The following is an 18,632-nucleotide window of genomic DNA, read 5'->3' as shown; positions in this document are numbered from 1 at the left end:
ATTTAAAGCTACCCGGGCGAGCCGGATTAAATTTTTAGTTTGAGTTGTTCAGCCACGGCAGCAAAGCATATCTTGAACCATTCGGTATAATCTTCGGGATTCTTACTCAAATCTGCCTTGATGTCGTTCATTGTCATGTACTTATATTCACTTACCTCATCGGTATTGATCAACGGTTTTTCATCCGATATCCCCCAGAAAACATGGTCCAGCTCATTTTCGGTCAGTCCGTTTTCGAGCTGAACACGGTATTGAAAAGTATAGAGAAAATTAAGATCGGCAGAAATGCCCATTTCTTCCCTCAACCTGCGGGAAGCAGCGCGGTTGGCAGATTCTTCCGGAAAGGGGTGACTGCAGCAGGTATTTGACCACAATCCTTCCGAATGGTACTTCCCGAATGCGCGGCGCTGCAACAGCATTTCGCCTTTTGTATTGAAAATGAAAACCGAAAATGCACGGTGCAGCATTCCTTTCTGGTGCGCTTCCAGTTTCGGCATCAAGCCAATTTCAACATCTTCTTCGTTGACCAGTATTACTTGATCTTCCATATTATGTGAGTTATCGGGTTTAGCGGAGACTAAATGTCAAAGTTACAACGTCATAACAGGTCAAACTGGTGCCTTAAAAGGGATCGAAACATCAATCCGAACTTATCATGGTCTGGAATACGTATCCTTGCATTCATTACCTTTTCAGGCGGCGTCGCCTTGATTCTCAGAAACAGCTTTTTATAATAATAGTAGGCAAGATATACCCCGCGGCGGGCTCCTCCCGGCAGCTTTTTGATCCCGATCAGTGCCTGGTCAAAATCCTGCTGTATTTCCTGCTGGATAATATCTTTGTCAACGTGAGAAAAGTGGTCAAAGTTGACGCCCGGGAAATAAGTCCGGCCAAGATCCTGATAGTCAGCTTTTAAGTCGCGCAGAAAATTAACTTTCTGAAAAGCGGCACCGAGCTTCATCGCGTAAGGTTTTAGCTCATTGAAACTCTCTTTATTACCTTCTGTGAAAACGCGCAGGCACATCAGTCCGACCACCTCTGCTGAGCCCAGTACATATTCATGAAAGGTATCGCGTGTATGGTCTTTCTTTTGCAGGTCCATTTCCATGCTTTTCAGGAAAGTATCGATCAGTTCCCATTCGATCTGATAAGCATTAACAACGTGCTGGAAACTGTTCAGGATCGGATTAATGCTGATTTTCTTGTCAATCGCCTCTACCGTTGCCTTCCTGATTTCCGCCATCATAGCTTCCTTGTCGTAATCATGAAAGCTGTCAACGATTTCGTCTGCCAGCCGCACAAACCCGTAAATGGCGTAGATAGGGGCACGGAGCGCGGGCTTGAGAAAGTAAATTCCCAAGGAAAACGAGGTACTGTAAAGCTGGGTCGTTTTTTTGCTGCACGATGCCGACAGGTTGTCATAGAGCATTTTCATAGTGCGATTCAATTTAGGGTTTTGAGTAGTTCAGCAGCGGCAATCTGCCCGGAAATAATGGACGGCGGTACGCCCGGTCCGGGAACGGTAAGCTGGCCTGCGTAATAGAGGTTTTTCACTTTTGTACTTCTCATTTTTGGTTTGAAGATGGCGGTTTGCATCAATGTGTTTGCAAGTCCGTAGGCATTGCCTTTGTAGGCATTATAGTCGCTTTTGAAATCAGAAACCGAGTAGCTTTTCTTAACGATAATGTGATCCCTGATTGCCACACCGGCAAACTTTTCCAGCCTGTCCATTAACAAGTTAAAATAACTTTCGCGCACTTCCTCGGGATCCGTCAGTCCGGTTGCAATAGGCATTAATACAAAAATATTTTCTTTGCCTTCGGGGGCGACGGTAGGATCAGTACGAGACGGACAGCATACATAAAACAGCGGGCTCGACGGCCATTTTTTATCTTTATATATTTCAACGGCGTGCTGACTAAAATCTTCATCAAAGAAGAGATTATGGTGCCTCAGCCGATCAATTTTCCTGTCTACACCCAGATAGAACAGCAGGCAGGAAGGCGCGAATGTGCGGCTCTCCCAATAGGACTCATTGTACATTCTATGCTGCGGTGCGAGCAGGGTTGATTCGATATGGTGGTAATCCGCGCTGCCAATCACACCGTCCACATTTCTGATGATCCCGTTGGATCGGATCTGCCGGATCCGGTTGTCCGTGATTTCAAGCTTTTCCACCTTCTGTCCCGTACGAAAGGAAACGCCAACACTCTCCGCCACTTTGCCAAATGCTTCTGCCACCTTCGCAAAACCGCCGATAGGGTAGTAGGTACCCTGTTTGAGTCCTGAAAAGTTCATGAGACTATATAATGCAGGCGTATCCTTAGGCATAGCGCCCAGGAAAAGAACCGGGAATTCGATCAGCGCAAGCAGACGCGGGTCTTTAAAATATTGTCTGGCGTGCTCAGAGAAAGATTTAAACAGCTGGATTTTCAACGCTTTTTTCAGAAGCGAAAGGCTGAAAAACTCGGTAACTGAATGCCCGGGTTTATAAACCATGTCGAGCATGCCCACATTATATTTGAATTCCCCCTCGTCAATAAATTTCCTCAGTTTGGCGGCACTGCCTGTTTCAATGCTTTCAAAGAGCGCGCATATCTCATCGAAATTCTCAGGAATGTCCATTACTTCACCTTCGCCGAAAATCACTGCAAATCCGGGGTCAAGCTTTTTGAGCTCGTAAAAATCCGAAGCCGACTTGCCAAACTGTTCAAAAAAGCGATCGTAAACATCGGGCATCCAGTACCAGCTGGGGCCCATATCAAACACAAAGCCTTCTTCTGTGAAGCTGCGCGCGCGTCCACCTATTGTATCGTTTTTCTCAAACACAGTTACCCTTGCGCCTTCTTTGGCCAAAACCGCGGCCGCCGCAAGGCCTGAAAAGCCCGAGCCGATCACCGCGATCTCGTGTGCGTGTCCATTCATTTTAGGATCTGTGTTTTGCATCGCTGTTTATTATATCAATTAATATATCGATAGAGGTGATCTGGTTAACGGGGTATTTCTCGATAATTTGCTGTACGCCCGGGTTCCCGCTGGAAATACAAATTGTACAGGAATGGAAATCGGAAGTCAGTTTTTCAAGCAAGGCGGGAAGCTGTTCCTGGAACTGGCTATTGACAACAAAGGAATAAATGTGTGTGGGCTGGCATTGCTGTATAACCTTGCTGAGGTCCCTGTACGGTACCCTGGCCCCAAGATATACTACGTTCTGGCCTGATTCCCGGATCACATATTGTGCAAATAATAAGCCTATTTCATGATCTTCCTCCTCATTCAGAAAAAGCAGCCACTTCTGAGCGGGCGAGACAGGTAAAGGCAGTGCGTCGATGGCGGCCAGTAATTTTTGCCGGATCAGGTTGGACAGGAAGTGCTCCTGCGAAGGCAGCAGATCGTCTTTGATCCACATGAGGCCGGTACGTACCAATAACGGGTAGATCACCTTTTCATAGGTTTTGCGCATTCCCAAACTTTTCACGGCCTGGTTAAAGGTTTCCTCAAAAAGGGCACCATCAAATGTGGACGCCGCAACAAGTGCCTGGTTCACGATTGCCTCGACCTGCACATTCGCCTGGGCAGAATCCGCGATAACCCGATCGATTTCTTCCGCGATCTCCTCTTTGCTGAGCTGGCTGATTTTGGAAATCTTCATTCCCTGGTTAAGCAGCGTGCATACATTTAAAAGCTTTTTAAGCTGATCGTCATCGTAATACCTGATATTGGACCCGGTTCTTTCCGGCGTAAACAAGCCGTACCGCTGCTCCCATATCCGTATTGTGTGCGCTTTCATGTTGCTGATGCGTTCGAGGTCTTTGATGGAATACGATGACATTTTGTTTAACTTTTTTCAAAAATAGTTAAACAAAAATTTTTTCATCTATTTATTTAAAAATAAGTGCCAGGATTTTATTGATATTAAAAATATCTTATATTTGATTTCTAAAATATCAACACTTATGAGAGCTCAAGAAATCTTTTGGTCGGCAAACATTAAGTTTTTACGTCTTCGTCAGCGGCTCAGTCAGGAAGCTTTGGCTGAAAAGTTGGGTATCAGCAGGGTGAAATTGAATGCGCACGAAAGTGGCAGAACAGCGAACCCGACAATTGATGATCTGATTAATTTTTCAGAGTTTTTCAGAATGAGCATTGACAGTATCCTGAAAATGGAGTTAGCAAAGCTGTCGGAAAAGAAGCTGAAAGATCTGGAAGTGGGAAGTGAGATCTTTATGAAAGGCGATCAGATCCGCGTACTGGCTATCACTGTGGACAAGGAGGAGCAGGAGAACATCGAGTATGTTCCTGTTCATGCCAAAGCAGGATACCGCTCCGGATACAGTGATCCTGAGTTCCTGGCGACCCTGCCGCGTTTCAACTTGCCTACGGTTCCAAAGAATGGTACGTTCCGGATGTTCCCAACAGTGGGAGACTCCATGCTGCCTGTGCCGGAAGGAGCTGATATCATCACGAAGTACGTACAGGACTGGACTACGATCAAACCTGAGACGCCCTGCATTGTTATTTTAAGAGGTGACCAGGATTTTGTTTTTAAGCAGGTCACGATCAATGCCGATGGTACTGTGCTGCTGCAATCTTTCAACAAGCAATACTTTGCTTACACCGTGCCCATTACCGATGTAATAGAGCTTTGGGAATATTACAGCTTTCACAGCAAGGAGCTTCCTGAACCACAGTCCGACATGCAGCAACTAATGCGGATGTTGCAGGAAATGCAGAATGAAATCAAGGAAATCAAAGGCCGGACAGCATACAAATAATTGGATAGGCTGGCTGTGGGATATAGGTATATTGATTTTGCAAGAAGAAACGTTATCCCGGTATAGTTCAATTATTAAAAGGAGATTAAGATCGCATTGATAATTGGGAAAGAACAAACAGCTGAGTAATTTGACGTAATAACGACTATATTAGTTGAATTATGTAGAATTCAATTTATTTCCAAAGGTATATACGTACTATATTGAGATAGTGCAATTTTTCAGATTTTAAGACCCCCAAAAACCTGAGAGTTACCCCAAAGTTCACTGCAGTGGTCACAAAAAGGATAACAGATTTTTAGAGGCGACATAATTTCGTCGAGTCAATTAAAAACTCGACTCAACAATGTTCTCCAAACGTCTACTCCTCTATCTTCTTGCCTCGCTTGCATTAAACATAAGTCAAGTACAGGCTCAAAGTCCTACTGCAGCCGCACACCGGTTTAATATCTTTGTTTTAGGAGACCTTACACTTGCACCGAATGAAACCGAAGGGCCGATTGCAGTGGGAGGAAATTTGATCTCCAATCAATATCAGATCAGTTTCAACAAAGCCCACGGCGCATTCTTCGTCGACGGCGTTTCCATCGGACTGGCAGTCCGGGGCGGTGTAAAGCTTAACAGCGGAACACTGCAGATCAACGGACAGAATTACCTGAAAATCGGAAACGGAACACCAAATGCCGCACCTTTGAACAACCTGAAAGTTTGGTACAAAGACCGCAACAATGCAGAATCGACAATTCGAATTACAGACGTTAACGGCGGCTGGGATAGTCAGCCGAATATGCAGCTGAATGCGAATGTCAATGATTTCAAACCCGGGAGAAAGGTGGGTGAAGACTACAACCCGATTTTCGAAAACGTATTTGGAACAGGTGAAGGCAAAATCGATATCGACGGCGCATTCACAACTTTGATCAAGAGATCAGGGCATTTGAAAGAGCTGGCAGATAACCTGCCAATCCTCAACCAGAACGGCGGCGTGATTCCAGGCGCTGAAATGGGACCTTACAATGATCCTTCTAAGTTTGATCAGAACCCCAGGATCCGGGTTAACCCGAATGGATTGAACGTACTAACCGTTTCAGCGGCAGTTTGGAACAGCATCAATAATATTAATTTTGAAAACATTCCCTCAGGTCCGCAACTGGGTACAACCGAAGAGCAGTATACTGCTGGCGGTGGCAAATTCGGATTGATCATCAATATCGTTGACTTCCCAACTTATTGCGCAAGCAGAGGCGGTAACAGCAGCATTAAATTCCCGAACGTTGGCGGATTGTCTGACCCTCAGGGAAGTTATGTGATTTACAATTTCCCTGACGCAACCAAAACTTTAACAGTAACAGGAAGTGTAATCCACGGGACTATTTTTGCGCCACAGGCTGAGCTTACAAAGGGAAATAACGGAAATATCAACGGACAAATCATCGCAAAAACTTTTGCCCATAACGGTGACGAAATCCACTTCTGGCCATTTATTCCTTCGATCCCTGAGCCGGCTGTGAAAACGATTTCTGTTGACGTGACCACCAAATGCTTCCAGAATGCACCTTACCTGGATTACACCATCACACCTTCGAACTTTGATGCATCTGAGAAAACAGCCAAAATCGAGTGGATCAACAGCGACGGTAAAGTGGTACAGGAAGACAGCGACAAGCCTTTGAGCGGCAGCATCCTGTTCCCGGGAGCGGCAGTTGACCTGGAAGGAAACGGTATCGCCTGGCCAGGCTGGACAAAGAATGGAGAGAAGTGGGAAGAAGTAGAAGATCGTTTTGGATCGCTGCGGAATGAAGGTGCGAAAATCAGGGTAACGGTTGATCCCTTTACGGAGGTCAGCATTAACTATCCTTCTTCGGTAGGCGCATGCTACACCAGCCCTCCTCCGAGCACTACTTTGCCTGTTAAGCTTGCAAGTTTCACTGCACAGAATAAAGAATGTAATAATCAATTGAAATGGGTTGTATCGGAAGCATCAGATTTCTCTCATTTCGTAGTACAGCGGTCAACAGATGCACGGAATTTCAGCTCACTGGCGCGCATTGATTATAAATCAAGCCAAACTGAATATACATTCTCCGATTCGCCGTATTCAAGTGAAACTGTGCCTGCTAAATTTTATTACTATCGTTTACAACAAGTTGATACAGACGAATCGTTTGATTATAGCACAATCAAAAGTGTTGAATGCGGAACTTGCGATGCGAGACTGGCTGTAAGCTTTTTCCCAAATCCAACGCAGGATGAAGTAAATGTAAAAAGCTTCTCGGCTGTTCAAAAGCTGGAAATCGTGAGCTTGTCAGGTAAGTCGGTTTACAGCGCAGCGCCAGCCACTAGCCAGACAGAATTTAAAGTAAATGTTCAAAATCTGGCCCAGGGAATTTATATTGTGAATGTCGTGAATGCAGAAGGCAGACACACCACCAAGATCTTAAAGAAGTAAGAATCAGATCTTATAGCGTTATGTGAAACTTAAAAGTGCCCGCGGTTGCGGGCACTTTTTTTATTTGCTCAGACCAGCTTCCGGCCTTTCCACTGATACTCGGGCTTTTGCGCAGCCAGACCGAAAAAGCAGACGTAAAACGGATAAAAAAGCTGTGTCAATGGAATAAAGGCAATGGAACGTGGTTGGCGCAGGAACTTCAATATGCTTCCGAGAAAAACGATTTCAGGGATGTTTTTCAAAGCCGCCATGGCTAGAAAGCTGCCAGCCGGAATGGCGCCAGCGACCCAAAGCGCCGCCGCCAGAATGATAGAAAGATTGCTCAGAAATACATAAATCGCGAGTATAAGCGGGGTCGCGGTCTGATAATGCTTCCATTTGCTGGCCCACCGCTTTCTCTGGCGAAAGAAGTCAGACCACTTGCGGTGCGGGGCAGTAGTCACGATTGCAGCGGGATCTTTCAGGAAACGGACAGAACCCGGAAACCGGGCGGCGATTTTGTGCATTAAAAATTCGTCATCGCCGGAAGCAATGTGGCGCACTCCTTCGTAACCATTTACATCGAAAAATGCCTGCTTCGAATAAGCAAGATTGGCGCCATTGCACATGGAAGGGAACCCCGCCTCGATCGCACTTGCGCCGCTGCCGATCAGGCTTGAAAATTCAACGATCTGCAAATAATCCGTCAGCATTTCCGGCTTGTGGAATGTTACCGGCGAGCTGATCAGTTTTGCATCTCCCGCAGCCTGAGTGATGGCAATGGTATGGAGCCAGCCAGGACCAACCCGGCAGTCACCGTCAGTAGTAACTATCCATTCTCCTTTTGCGACGGCAATTGCTGTTTCTATTGCGCGCTTTTTGGGTGAAGTAGTGGCAGTATCCGGCAGGTCGATCAGCTGGATGTTGCATTTACTTTTTCTGGCAAAATCACGAACAAGCCCCGCAGTTTGATCTGTTGAGTTATCGTTCATAACCAGTACCTCAAATTGGGATGCGGGAAAGGTTTGCCTGTCGAGATCAGCCAGGAGTGACAGTATGTTATCCGCTTCGTTGCGGACCGGGATGATGACGGAAATAGTAGGCAAGTCTTTCGTCACTTTGCCCGCAGGTCGCTCGATTTTTGACCAAAAAAACAAAAGGACAACAGTGAAAACGGCATAACTGCCTGTGAAGATCCAGATCAATGGAATAAGCCAGGAAAGCAGGTATTGTTCAATCATTAGCTGCATTGTTTAAGCGCTCTGCCTCCATTTATATTTCCAGATCAGGTAAATGCCGACGAGGATCGGTCCGAGCACATTGACAATCCAGACCATGAATGTTGCCGCGATGATCTTTTCAGGGGGCAAGTTATAAGACGCAAATACAACCAGCGCCGTAAATTCCCGCAAACCCAGATCACCAAGAACATTGATCGCAGGAATGAGCGTTTTAGCGAGAAAGATCAATGACACGCAGGCCGTCAGATCGGCTACTGCGACCGGGAGATCAAAAAGTGACAATGCAAGTACAAACTGACTCAGGAAAACACAGTAGCGCAAAGTGCCATGAAGTGAAGCCCAGAGCAGCTCAGATGCGGAGTAGGCACCTATAATGCGGATATAAGAATGTAGTTTTTGGACAGACAGGCGCGCCGGGTGCCAGTTAGTCAGCTGTTTTCTAAACCAGACTACGAGAAAGCTCAGAATGAAAATTGTGACAATGAGCGCGCTCACCAGCGTTTTGGTCATTTCCGGAATGCGCAGCCTGTCCATCAGCAAAAACCAGCCGGCTCCGCCTGCTGCAACGGAAACACTGAATTGTATCCCATTTGAAATCAATGCCGCACCGATTGCTTCCAGCCGCTTATCAGACTTCAATAAAGCGATCCGGCCAATGGTATCTCCCAACTGGGCAGGCGCAGCGACTCCCACTGCTAGCCCCGTAAGTGTACCTCGAAATGCCTCTTTAAATGTGATCGGAAGTACTTTCTGCGCCAGCTTGCGCCATTTCAAACTTTCCAGCGCCCAGTTCACCGGAACGAGGATCAATATCAAACCAAGCAGTGCCAGATTGGCCGTATTCCAGGCATTACTTAGTACCTGACCCACGTCAGCGGCACCTTTTTGCTCGTTTTGAAATGTCTTATAAATGTAGCTCAGGATCAGAAAAGTCACTAACAGCTTGACTCCCCAAAGCAGGTTTAAGCGACTGGTTTTTTCTTTGGGAGGGGAGAGTTCGTTATCTTGCACCATGATAAAATTGCAGCAGCTCGAAGCTCCCGAGAAGATAATTATTGGTGTTGATCCCGGTACGCAGGTAATGGGCTATGGCGTGATTTCGGTCAAAAATCAGCAGATTACCCTCGTTCAATACGGTGTAATTCATTTAAGCAAATATAGCACGCACGAGTTGAAGTTGAAGAAAATCTTTGAACGCATTACCCAGCTGATCGAGGATTACCTGCCAGATGAAATGGCGATTGAGGACCCGTTTTATGGAAAAAATGCGCAGTCGATGCTGAAACTCGGACGTGCCCAGGGCGTAGCCATGGCGGCGGCGCTCGCCAGGAACATACCCATAGTTGAATATTCGCCGAAGAAAGTAAAGCAGTCGGTCACAGGAAGCGGAAGTGCTTCCAAAGAGCAGGTAGCTTATATGTTGGAGAAAATCCTTAAAATGGAATTAAGCCGGGAATTTATGGATGCTACCGACGGCATTGCCATCGCGATTTGTCACCAGTACCACGCCAACTCACCCGCTTCGGCCGCCAGTGGATCTTCCAAAAAGGCTAAAAAAGGCGGCTGGGGTGCGTTCGTAAGTGAATACCCCAGCCGCGTCAAATGATCTATTTGATCATTTTTAGAGCTTTCTCTGTCTTTCCTGCTTTCAATCTGTACACATAAACGCCGCCTGGCAAATTGGCTGCATTCACCTTGACGAAGTGCCAGCCGGGTGTCAGGTCACCTTTGTGCAGTTGCATCAGCTTTTGTCCCCGCAGGTTGAACAAGTCAAGTGCTACATTGGTCTGTGCGGGCAGGTAAAACGAAATGTCGGTGGAAGATCCGGCCGGATTCGGCGTGTTTTGTAATAATGTAATTTCATTTGGCGTATCTAGCGTAACAGGGATTGCTGTTGATTTTGACACGCAACCTGTTTGATTCGAAATCAGCACGCGGTATTCGCCGCTTTCCGAAGCTGTCAGAGCAGGGCCCGTAGCGCCTAGTATATCTGCTCCGTTCAGCTGCCACTGGTACTCCTGTTCCGGGCCTTCGGTGACTTTTAATATCGTTTTGAACATACCCGCCTTTTCTACTTTCACATCCACCATTGCAGGTGGCTGCACCTGAAAAGTCTTACTCTCGTTGCTTTCGATGGCGGGATAGTCAAAGACCGTTTTAAGGGCATAAGTACCTTTTTCCATTGTTTCCGGCAATTGGAAATTAATGATTCCATTTTCCACCTGAACAGGCAGGCTTGTAACAGTACCTTTGTCCGTATTCCTGATTGCGATGGTAGCTGATTTGTTTTTTGAAAATGTAGAATTGGAAGTGATGGTAACTGCTACATTTTCACCGGCACAGTAGCCTGTTTTAGGGTCAAACCGCTGAATTTTGTTTTCCTCAAAGGTATGCAGCTCGCTTCCTCCGGTTAAAATGATCAGTTTGTCATTAAATATCTCGATGTCGAAATTTTCGCGCAACGTTCCGAAACCATCTGAATAGGTGTTCGCTTTTCCATCTTTATAACTGATCAGGACCTGTTGAATGTTGGTGTTATCCCAAAAGTTAAATGCAGCTGCCCAGAGCCGGTTATCTTTATCAAAAACTACCTTTCGGACAGATTGCGGTGCAATTGACCCGATTAAGTCCCAACTGCTGCTGGCTGGGTTGAACTGCCTCACACCAAATTCTCCGTACGCAGTTGCTATCTTGTTTTTATTGAAAGTCAATCCCGAGATACGGTAAGCTTCCGGTATATAGGAATGCTGGGACCAGTTGTTATTGTAAAATTTCCAAACGTTTCCCTGATCTGTAATAGCCCAGATGTGATCGTCAGAATCACTGGCTATGGTCATAAACCGCTCGGTGGAGAATGTATTTTGGGCATAGAATAGCCAGTTTCCTTCATAAAAGCGGGCAACGCCTTTGTCTCCCGTCAAGAAAAATATCCCGCTGTTTTCAGTAACTGCCATCGGACAAATTGGATTCGCGTAAAATCGCTCGGGCGGATAGTAGCTTTGGTACGTATCACCTGTTTTTACAACCAGATTATTGCTCTGGTCAATCATATAAACAGTGCCATTTTTAGTTGCCCCGAAGTATTGCAACCCACTCGGACTTTTGCCATTTGTTGTCGATGGCGTATAATTTTCCCAGTCATTCAGATTGTCGGTAGCATAGTAGCCCGATGAAAGGCTGGTTACATAGAGTTTGTCGGCAGCCTTTACAAACCTGGTCCTGAACATAGCAGTATATGCCGGCTCCTGTAAGTTGGTTGATACTACACCCAGGTAAGTAAAACGCTGATCCTGAAAGCCCGTATTTACTTGCATACCTTCCCAATCCGTGTAAGATTTTGGAGCCCATTTCAATCTGGAACGGACAAAATAGGATGCATTTTCCTCCAAAACCGGTCGATACAGCATTTTGGTTGAGTTAAAGCTGTTCATTGCATTGGAGACGGCCGAGTCACGATGTACAATTTTGCTGAACTTGTCGTCGGTCGCAATTTCCAGATAACCCGTTAAAGGGCCGGGATGAAGTGTCCCTTTGAAGAGCGTAGTTGTCAGCATGGGAGTGCTGGACATTTTTGTCACCTGATTGGACAAGCCGAATGTGTTCATCCAGGATTGGGAAAGGTTGTAAATGGCCGACCATCCACTCCATACATTATTCTTCTGAACTCTCAGACGAACATAAAATGGCTTGTACCATTCATATTGGTATGAAATCGAAAAGGACTGCTGCGCGCCTGCACGTGTTTCATAAATGCGGCTGAAACTCTCCCGTGCATTGAAATCGGTGACTTCTACCTCGTAGTGGGTGATTCCTGCGAATGCATAAAAATGGCCGGTGAGGTTCTTGCCACTTATAATTTTAGGATCGAAAAGGAGCGGGGGCAGGGAGTTGCCGATAAAAGTAGCAATTGTGAAACGCAAAGGCTGAGACCATTCACTGGCTTTCACATCGTTTTCCGGCTTATATCTCGAAAAATAGGTCCCCTCGCTCTGTCCGCGTGACTGGAAATGCGATTGCCTAACCAGCGTATCTTCAACTATCTGCGTAAATGCCTGGTCTTTCGCGATTTGGAAACGGTAACGATCGGCGCGAAAGGCTGCGTTCCACTGAAACGACGGGGTAGTTGAAGTTGCATCCTGATTCGCGTCGATGAGCCTCAGGTCGGCGGGAGTGCTGGGTTGCTCAGTAAATGCGCCGAGTTTGAAAGTAGGCTCTATTTTACCTTCCGCATAGTCACGCATCAGGTTCCGGCAAAGCGGGTGAAAACTCAGCACGCTGCGGCAGTACGACATAATTGACCCATTCACGAACTCCGGATAACCGTCCTGGCACTCGCTTGTGGGGCCTTCCACATTGGTACAGCGGTCGATGGGGCCACCGGGCCAGGAGCAGTTGTGTGTATGGGGCGAGCCGAGGGTGTGCCCTAGTTCGTGGCTGAGCAGGTCAACATCAACGTAAGCATTGTCGGGAGCGGGGAAGTTGGACGTACACATGCGGTAGCCTCCGTAGAACCAGCCGCTACGGCAAGAAAAGCCTACTACGGCATCGCGCTCCTCGAAACGGTTTGCAGCCCAGTACGCCTGCACGTTTGAGAAATAATCGAAATCAGTCGTAAATACATAAGGCTCCGGCTTGTCCCAGATGTGAATGTAGCTGATCGTCAGCTTCACGTTGATTTCACGCTCGAAAATGTCTGAGGCTGCCTGTATAAAGCGGTTTGCCTCTTTGATCAGCCTCTCTTTGTCGCCATTATAAATTCGGTAAGTGTCAAAATTGATATCAATGCCCAATCGGTATTCCAGCCTTTCGCCAGCGGAGGTACGCGCGCGGGTCAGGTCTGTGCGGGCAGCATATTTCTGTAAACGTGCTCCGGAGAGTGAATCGTTTGTTGCGCAGCCTTGCGGAAGCTGCTGTGCGACAAGCAGTTTAGTTGAAAAAGAAAGCAAAATAAAAAGCAGAAGCTTGCTGGTAAAATGTGGCTTCATAAGTGGGACGAACAAAAAGATAGGGTAATTAAGAAGAACGAATGCCAGTACATGACAAAAACAAGCGGCAAGAAGTTGCCTGTCTTTAATCTTAATATTAAAAAATTTTAATGGTATTAAATCAATAATTGATGCAATGATTCAAACGTTTGTTTGATAAATTCAAACGATCGTTTGAATTTTGTTTTATGAACAGGTACCTTTGTGAGGTAATCAGCAGGCGGGATAATAAAAACCCTGCTGAGGAAGCAAAAAAATGGATTACAACGCTAAACAAATACAGATTATAGAAGTAGCTGAGCGACTGTTTGCTCAGAAGGGTTTTGCGGGCACTTCGGTACGCGACATTGCCCAGGCAGCGGACGTGAACGTATCTATGATCTCTTATTACTTCGGATCGAAGGAGAAGTTGATAGAAGCCCTGTTTCAAATCAGGATGACGGAATCCAGGTCGCGGCTGGAAACACTGATCACCAATGCGGAACTGGTACCAATGCAGAAGATCAATCTGCTGATCGATAGTGTAATTGACCGGCTTACAGGCAACCAGTGTTTTCATAACATCATGATGCGGGAAACGCTTTCATCGGAACGGAATGCAGCAATTTCTGATCATATCATGAATTTGAAAATGAGAAATATCGAACTGATGCAGCAACTGATCCGCGAAGGGCAGGCAGCCGGTGTTTTTCGGGATGATATTGATATGAGCCTCATGACAACTACCCTCTACGGTACAGTCAACTATGCTATCGCCTCCCAGGATTTTTATAAAAAGATCAATAACCTGGAACATATGGACCAGGCTGAATTTTTGACCCACCTGAAAGGCAAATTAAGCCAGCACCTAAAAAGTTTATTTAAATCGACAGTAACTAATGAACACCACAATCAAAATTAGGAGAATGATTTGGTTGGCGGCCGGCGTGTTCTGGCTCGCATCAAATAGCCAGGCATTTGCTCAGACTGCACGCACGATCACGCTGGAAGAGGCCATTGAAATGAGCCTCAAAAACAGCAAGCAGCTAAAACTAAGTCAAACCAATGTAGATCTTGCCGGCCTCAGTATCCGTCAGATCAAGGAAAACCAGCTTCCAAGTTTTAGTATTTCGGGATCTTACCTGCGGGTAAATACACCGAATATCAATCTGAAATTCAGGCCAAGTACCAGCGATAGCACGGCACAAGGGTCAGCTACACCGGAAGTTCACCAAGCAATGTATGGAATGGCTAGCGCTGCATTGCCGCTGTTTTCCGGGTTTAAGTTTAAATACGGACTGCAATCTGCGCACTACCTGGAAGAAGCCGCCAAACTGGATGCGGAAGGCGACCGCCAGGCCGTGATACAAAATACCATTGCAGCATACAGTAATCTTTACAAAGCCAAGAAATCGGTGGACCTCGTTGCTGAGAACCTGCTGAGGGAAAAGCAACGTGTAGAAGAGTTTACCAATCGAGAGAAAAACGGAATGCTGGCCAGAAATGACCTTATGAAAGCCAAATTGCAGGAATCCAATGTAGAGCTGACCCTGCTGGATGCAGAGAATGATCTCAAAGTAACCACGATCAATATGGATCTGCTGCTAGGCTTGCCAGAAAATACGCCGCTGCTTGCTGATTCTGCCAGCTTCATCCGGTTGCAGGAAGAAGGTAATGTGGGTGATTGGGAACAAAAGGCTTTGACAAACAGAAAAGATATCGCTGCCAACACCATTCGCCAGAAGGCTGCCAATATCGATATCAAAGGCGCCAAGTCGGACTTTTACCCAAGCATTGCATTGACAGCGGGATATGTGGCACTCAACATTCCTGGCGTAGCGGTGATCCCGAATGCGGTGAATGCAGGGATCGGGATCCGGTACGATGTGGCTTCACTCTGGAAATCAGGCTCGAAAATTGCCCAGGCGCGCACCCACGCTTATCAGTTGCGGACCAACGAGGAAATTCTGCTCGACCGCATTCACCTGGAAGTCAATACAGCTTATTACAATTATGTTTTGAGCAAAAGAAAAATAGATGTGTACGCGAAAGCAGTGGAGCAGGCGAGCGAAAATTATCGCATTACAAAAAATAAATACGATAACAGCCTGGTAACCACAACCGAACTCCTCGACGCTGACGTAGCACAAGTCCAATCCCAAATCAACTACGAAGCCGCCAAAGCCGATGCGATAGTTGCATTCAAGCGGCTTGAACAGACGGCGGGGGTAATTCAGTAGGAGGGGAGAAGGGCTTTTGCCCTAAATCCCTGAAGGGACTTTTTGTTGCTGCAAATACAATATACAGTCATTCAGTCATTCGATCATTCAGTCATTCAATCAGTCAAAATTAAAATAATGGAAGCCGAAGAAACCACACCGAAAAAGAAGAGCAACCGCTTTATTATCATTCTTGCCGTGTTGATCATTGCCGGGGCAACCTGGGGATTTACCAAGTATAATCACGGATTGCACCACGAGGAAACAGACGATGCGCAGATTGATGCGAATATCAGTCCGGTTATTCCCAGGATATCGGGATATGTAACAGAAATTAAGGTCAAGGACAATCAGGACGTTAAAAAAGGAGATACGCTGATCGTACTCGATAACCGCGATCAGCTGATCAGGCTGGAACAGGCGAAAGCTGCACTGGCAGGGTCGGAGGGAAGCCTGGTGGTAGCGAATGCAACAACCAGCGCAACTGCTGCAAGCGGCATTACTTATGAAGCTAATATCTCCATTGTAGAAGCGCAGATTGAGGAAGCCAAAGTGAATGTATGGAGAGCTAATCAGGATTATGCACGTTACGAAAACCTGATCAAAGACCATTCTATTACACAACAGGAATTTGAACAAGCGTCGGCTACGAAGCAAAAAGCAGAACGTGCCCTCGCTGTATTGGTAGCACAAAAGAATGCAGCAGAGCGCCAGGCGAAAGCAGCAGGGAAACAAACCAGTGCTACTTCCCGTCAGACCCAGGTTGCTAATGCCAACATCAAAGCCCGTCAGGCAGAGATCGCAAATGCAGAGTTGAACCTTTCATATACCGTGATCACGGCGCCCACTGCGGGCCGTGTTTCCAAAGTGAACGCACAGGTTGGGCAGTATCTGCAGGCAGGGCAGTCATTATTCAGCATTATTTCGACCGAAGAACCCTGGGTTGTCGCAAACTTCAAGGAAACACAGCTGACCAGAATGAAGCTAGGACAGAAAGTGCGGGTTCACGTGGATGCTTATCCTGAGCATGAATTTGAAGCAACAGTGGCTTCTTTCTCACCTGCAACGGGCGCCCGGTTTGCATTGCTTCCTCCTGATAATGCGAGTGGTAACTTCGTGAAGGTAGTACAGCGTCTGCCAGTCCGCATTGAATTTGCCAAGGCCGACGACAAGGTTATTTCCCAACTTCGCCCGGGCATGAACGTGTTCGTGGATGTAGAACTGGACTAAGGTATTCAATTGATAATCTTGAACATCAATCAGGATGGAATTACAGGAATCGCTCGTAGAATACGGGTATAGAAGGGTGATTATCACCATTACCGCTGTGCTGTGTGCGCTTCTGGAAATCGTTGACACGACGATCGTCAACGTAGCCCTGAACGATATGCGCGGTAACCTTGGTGGTACATTGTCCGAAGTAAGCTGGGTAATTACCGCTTACGCAATCGGTAACGTGATTATCGTACCGATGACCAGCTGGCTTTCGCAGCAGTTTGGCCGCAGGAATTACTTTGCAGCGTCCATTATCATCTTTACGGTGGCTTCGTTTCTTTGCGGGAATGCAAATAATATCTGGGAGCTGGTATTTTTCAGGCTGATCCAGGGATTTGGCGGCGGCGCTTTGCTGGTAACTGCACAAACGCTGATCACCGAAAGCTATCCACCGGAAAAGCGCGGTATTGCACAAGCCATTTACGGGCTGGGTGTGATCGTAGGTCCAACGCTGGGCCCGCCGCTTGGAGGTTATATTGTCGACAATTACAGCTGGCCTTACATTTTTTACATCAATATCCCTCTGGGAATTATTGCAGCAATGCTTACGCTGCAATATGTAAGAAGTCCCAGGTTTGCTGAAAAGAAAAGCAGCAGCGAAATCGACTGGTGGGGGATCGTTTTCCTGGCGGTAGCAGTAGGTTCTTTACAGTATGTTTTGGAAAAAGGGCAGGAGGAAGATTGGTTTAATGATGAAATTATCCTGATCCTGTCTATTACTACGGTTTTTGCATTCTTTTTCTTTATCTGGCGTGAGCTTACCTATAAGAATCCGATAGTGAACCTGCGGGTTTTGTCAAATGGAAACCTGCGTGTAGGAACGATACTTTCTTTCATCCTCGGCTTTGGTTTGTACGGATCTACATTCATTATCCCGCTTTATACACAGGCTACATTGGGCTGGACTGCCACGCAATCCGGGATGCTCATGGTACCGGCCGCTATCGTAACTGCGATGATGATGCCAGTGGTAGGACAATTGCTGCAACGCGGTGTGAAGCAGCAGTACCTGGTCGCGATCGGGATGATATTCTTTTTCATTTACAGTTACTGGGGATACCTGGTACTCACTCCTGACACCGGGTCGGATGCATTCTTTAATATGCTGATCGTACGCGGGATCGGATTGGGACTGTTATTTGTTCCGATTACTACGCTTGCATTGTCCACATTGAAAGGTCGGGAGATTGGGGAAGGCGCCGCTTTTACAGGAATGATGCGCCAGCTCGGCGGTTCATTCGGAGTTGCTGTGATCACAACCTTTATCGCACGCCAGAACATGCTGCACCGGAACGATCTGGTCAGTAAGCTGGATGTAAACAACCCGGCTGTGCAGCAGCGGGTTGAAGGATTGCAGCATTCATTTATGGCCAAAGGAATGACGTCTGATATTGCGCTGAAAAGCGGGTACAAAATTCTGGATTTCACGGTGTCAAAACAGGCACAGGTAATGTCTTATATGGATGTGTTCCTATACCTGGGCGTTCTCTTCCTAATATGTGTCCCATTCGTACTTTGGACCAAAAGCGGCAAAGGCAAGGTTGACACATCGGCAGCACATTAATTTTTTAAGTGTAGTAGTATTATGGAAGAAGCTCTCCGGTTCCGGGGAGCTTCTCTTTTTTTTCTTGAAGGGAGGAAGGAGGAAAGGGAGGAAGGAGGAAAGGGAGGAAGGAGGAATGGGAGGAAAGCATTAAAGCATTTTTTTTAAGCTCGTCCATTTTCAGGGT

14 protein-coding genes are annotated in these 18,632 nt (G+C 46.6%); 7 read left to right on the top strand and 7 right to left on the bottom strand.

Annotated elements, in window-relative coordinates; genetic code table 11:
* Nucleotides 1–26 precede the first annotated feature (26 nt).
* The 4 genes from idi to ACTIE6_RS26275 are packed head-to-tail and all read right to left on the bottom strand — an operon-like array spanning nucleotide 27 to nucleotide 3,832.
* Nucleotides 27–548, bottom strand: coding sequence for an isopentenyl-diphosphate Delta-isomerase (gene idi / locus ACTIE6_RS26290; RefSeq protein WP_439559458.1), 522 nt, complete (start codon nucleotides 546–548; stop codon nucleotides 27–29).
* Between the two features lie 50 nt (nucleotides 549–598).
* Nucleotides 599–1,435, bottom strand: coding sequence for a phytoene/squalene synthase family protein (locus ACTIE6_RS26285; protein ID WP_439559457.1), 837 nt, complete (start codon nucleotides 1,433–1,435; stop codon nucleotides 599–601).
* Nucleotides 1,436–1,443: 8 nt separating this feature from the next.
* Nucleotides 1,444–2,946: a phytoene desaturase family protein gene (locus ACTIE6_RS26280; RefSeq protein ID WP_439559456.1), complete on the bottom strand. Its 1,503-nt coding sequence runs from the start codon at nucleotides 2,944–2,946 to the stop codon at nucleotides 1,444–1,446.
* Nucleotides 2,927–3,832 (bottom strand): MerR family transcriptional regulator, encoded by a 906-nt coding sequence (locus ACTIE6_RS26275; protein ID WP_439559455.1) that lies wholly within the window; start codon nucleotides 3,830–3,832, stop codon nucleotides 2,927–2,929. The genes ACTIE6_RS26280 and ACTIE6_RS26275 overlap by 20 nt, the downstream gene beginning before the upstream one ends.
* Nucleotides 3,833–3,956: 124 nt before the next feature.
* On the opposite strand from ACTIE6_RS26275, the gene ACTIE6_RS26270 reads away from it, so the two are divergent.
* Nucleotides 3,957–4,775: an XRE family transcriptional regulator gene (locus ACTIE6_RS26270; RefSeq protein ID WP_439559454.1), complete on the top strand. Its 819-nt coding sequence runs from the start codon at nucleotides 3,957–3,959 to the stop codon at nucleotides 4,773–4,775.
* A gap of 346 nt (nucleotides 4,776–5,121) precedes the next feature.
* On the top strand, nucleotides 5,122–7,224 hold the full coding sequence (locus ACTIE6_RS26265) for a choice-of-anchor A family protein (RefSeq protein ID WP_439559453.1): 2,103 nt from the start codon (nucleotides 5,122–5,124) through the stop codon (nucleotides 7,222–7,224).
* Nucleotides 7,225–7,292: 68 nt separating this feature from the next.
* Here the strand turns inward: ACTIE6_RS26265 and ACTIE6_RS26260 are convergent, their stop codons facing one another.
* Both ACTIE6_RS26260 and ACTIE6_RS26255 read right to left on the bottom strand, forming a co-directional pair.
* Nucleotides 7,293–8,444, bottom strand: a complete 1,152-nt coding sequence (locus ACTIE6_RS26260; protein ID WP_439559452.1) for a glycosyltransferase family 2 protein — start codon at nucleotides 8,442–8,444, stop codon at nucleotides 7,293–7,295.
* 12 nt (nucleotides 8,445–8,456) lie between these two features.
* Entirely contained in the window at nucleotides 8,457–9,458 is a 1,002-nt protein-coding gene (locus tag ACTIE6_RS26255) for a lysylphosphatidylglycerol synthase domain-containing protein (protein WP_439559451.1), read from the bottom strand.
* Between ACTIE6_RS26255 and ruvC the strand changes: the two genes are divergently transcribed.
* The gene (ruvC, locus tag ACTIE6_RS26250) at nucleotides 9,457–10,050 is read left to right on the top strand and encodes a crossover junction endodeoxyribonuclease RuvC (RefSeq protein WP_439559450.1); all 594 of its coding nucleotides are present in this window, start codon (nucleotides 9,457–9,459) and stop codon (nucleotides 10,048–10,050) included. The genes ACTIE6_RS26255 and ruvC overlap by 2 nt on opposite strands.
* Before the next feature lies 1 nt (nucleotide 10,051).
* Here the strand turns inward: ruvC and ACTIE6_RS26245 are convergent, their stop codons facing one another.
* A complete protein-coding gene (locus ACTIE6_RS26245) occupies nucleotides 10,052–13,429 on the bottom strand; it encodes a M12 family metallo-peptidase (RefSeq protein ID WP_439559449.1) in 3,378 nt (1,125 codons plus the stop codon).
* A 256-nt stretch (nucleotides 13,430–13,685) separates the two neighbouring features.
* Between ACTIE6_RS26245 and ACTIE6_RS26240 the strand changes: the two genes are divergently transcribed.
* The 4 genes from ACTIE6_RS26240 to ACTIE6_RS26225 all read left to right on the top strand — a co-directional run bounded on the left by ACTIE6_RS26240 (nucleotide 13,686) and on the right by ACTIE6_RS26225 (nucleotide 18,466).
* Nucleotides 13,686–14,330, top strand: coding sequence for a TetR/AcrR family transcriptional regulator (locus ACTIE6_RS26240; RefSeq protein WP_439559448.1), 645 nt, complete (start codon nucleotides 13,686–13,688; stop codon nucleotides 14,328–14,330).
* Nucleotides 14,331–14,334: 4 nt separating this feature from the next.
* Nucleotides 14,335–15,648, top strand: coding sequence for a TolC family protein (locus tag ACTIE6_RS26235; RefSeq protein ID WP_439559447.1), 1,314 nt, complete (start codon nucleotides 14,335–14,337; stop codon nucleotides 15,646–15,648).
* 117 nt (nucleotides 15,649–15,765) lie between these two features.
* The gene (locus tag ACTIE6_RS26230; protein WP_439559446.1) at nucleotides 15,766–16,857 is read left to right on the top strand and encodes an HlyD family secretion protein; all 1,092 of its coding nucleotides are present in this window, start codon (nucleotides 15,766–15,768) and stop codon (nucleotides 16,855–16,857) included.
* Between the two features lie 34 nt (nucleotides 16,858–16,891).
* Entirely contained in the window at nucleotides 16,892–18,466 is a 1,575-nt protein-coding gene (locus ACTIE6_RS26225) for a DHA2 family efflux MFS transporter permease subunit (RefSeq protein WP_439559445.1), read from the top strand.
* Nucleotides 18,467–18,632 lie beyond the last annotated feature (166 nt).

Origin of the sequence: Dyadobacter sp. (assembly GCF_051859145.1) — a bacterium.
Taxonomy (GTDB): Bacteria; Bacteroidota; Bacteroidia; order Cytophagales; family Spirosomataceae; genus Dyadobacter.
This window is presented reverse-complemented; position numbering and strand designations above follow the sequence as displayed.

What these genes read in the sequence shown, in the direction of transcription:
- idi (WP_439559458.1), bottom strand. Translation starts at nt 548, where the DNA reads ATGGAAGATCAAGTAATACTGGTCAACGAAGAAGATGTTGAAATTGGC.
- ACTIE6_RS26275 (WP_439559455.1), bottom strand. Translation starts at nt 3,832, where the DNA reads ATGTCATCGTATTCCATCAAAGACCTCGAACGCATCAGCAACATGAAA.
- ACTIE6_RS26240 (WP_439559448.1), top strand. Translation starts at nt 13,686, where the DNA reads ATGGATTACAACGCTAAACAAATACAGATTATAGAAGTAGCTGAGCGA.
- ACTIE6_RS26255 (WP_439559451.1), bottom strand. Translation starts at nt 9,458, where the DNA reads ATGGTGCAAGATAACGAACTCTCCCCTCCCAAAGAAAAAACCAGTCGC.
- ACTIE6_RS26260 (WP_439559452.1), bottom strand. Translation starts at nt 8,444, where the DNA reads ATGATTGAACAATACCTGCTTTCCTGGCTTATTCCATTGATCTGGATC.
- ACTIE6_RS26225 (WP_439559445.1), top strand. Translation starts at nt 16,892, where the DNA reads ATGGAATTACAGGAATCGCTCGTAGAATACGGGTATAGAAGGGTGATT.
- ACTIE6_RS26265 (WP_439559453.1), top strand. Translation starts at nt 5,122, where the DNA reads ATGTTCTCCAAACGTCTACTCCTCTATCTTCTTGCCTCGCTTGCATTA.
- ACTIE6_RS26235 (WP_439559447.1), top strand. Translation starts at nt 14,335, where the DNA reads ATGATTTGGTTGGCGGCCGGCGTGTTCTGGCTCGCATCAAATAGCCAG.
- ACTIE6_RS26285 (WP_439559457.1), bottom strand. Translation starts at nt 1,435, where the DNA reads ATGAAAATGCTCTATGACAACCTGTCGGCATCGTGCAGCAAAAAAACG.
- ACTIE6_RS26280 (WP_439559456.1), bottom strand. Translation starts at nt 2,946, where the DNA reads ATGCAAAACACAGATCCTAAAATGAATGGACACGCACACGAGATCGCG.
- ACTIE6_RS26245 (WP_439559449.1), bottom strand. Translation starts at nt 13,429, where the DNA reads ATGAAGCCACATTTTACCAGCAAGCTTCTGCTTTTTATTTTGCTTTCT.
- ACTIE6_RS26270 (WP_439559454.1), top strand. Translation starts at nt 3,957, where the DNA reads ATGAGAGCTCAAGAAATCTTTTGGTCGGCAAACATTAAGTTTTTACGT.
- ACTIE6_RS26230 (WP_439559446.1), top strand. Translation starts at nt 15,766, where the DNA reads ATGGAAGCCGAAGAAACCACACCGAAAAAGAAGAGCAACCGCTTTATT.
- ruvC (WP_439559450.1), top strand. Translation starts at nt 9,457, where the DNA reads ATGATAAAATTGCAGCAGCTCGAAGCTCCCGAGAAGATAATTATTGGT.